This window comes from Mesorhizobium sp. M2E.F.Ca.ET.219.01.1.1 (genome assembly GCF_004016445.2).
Taxonomy (GTDB): Bacteria; Pseudomonadota; Alphaproteobacteria; order Rhizobiales; family Rhizobiaceae; genus Mesorhizobium.
The window spans coordinates 1-286 of sequence record NZ_SADT02000274.1 but is presented as its reverse complement, the minus strand read 5'-3'; the positions used below and the strand labels follow the sequence as shown (position 1 = coordinate 286).

1 protein-coding gene is annotated in these 286 nt (G+C 64.3%); it reads right to left on the bottom strand.

Translation table 11 applies throughout. The features are described from left to right. Positions 1 to 209 (bottom strand): F0F1 ATP synthase subunit gamma (locus tag EN862_RS35810; RefSeq protein ID WP_193771656.1); only part of this gene is annotated, 209 nt, incomplete at its 3' end. Between the last annotated feature and the right edge of the window lie 77 nt (positions 210 to 286).

The following is a 286-nucleotide window of genomic DNA, read 5'->3' as shown; positions in this document are numbered from 1 at the left end:
ATCAGCGCCGGAGCATCGCCGCCGCCGCCGATCGCCTGGGTGATGTTGGCCAGCACCGCGCCCATCCGCTCGGAATAGGGACGCGCCGCTTCCGCCGCTTCCTGCGCGCGGCGCAGCTTCGCCGCGGCGACCATCTGCATCGCCTTGGTGATCTTCTGCGTCGCCTTGACCGAGGCGATACGGTTACGAAGGTCTTTTAATGAAGGCATGCTTCAAACCTGATCCCGTGCGTCCGGCTTCTTCTTAGGCGAAGGTCTTGGCGAAGGCGCTGTCGGATGATCTGCGC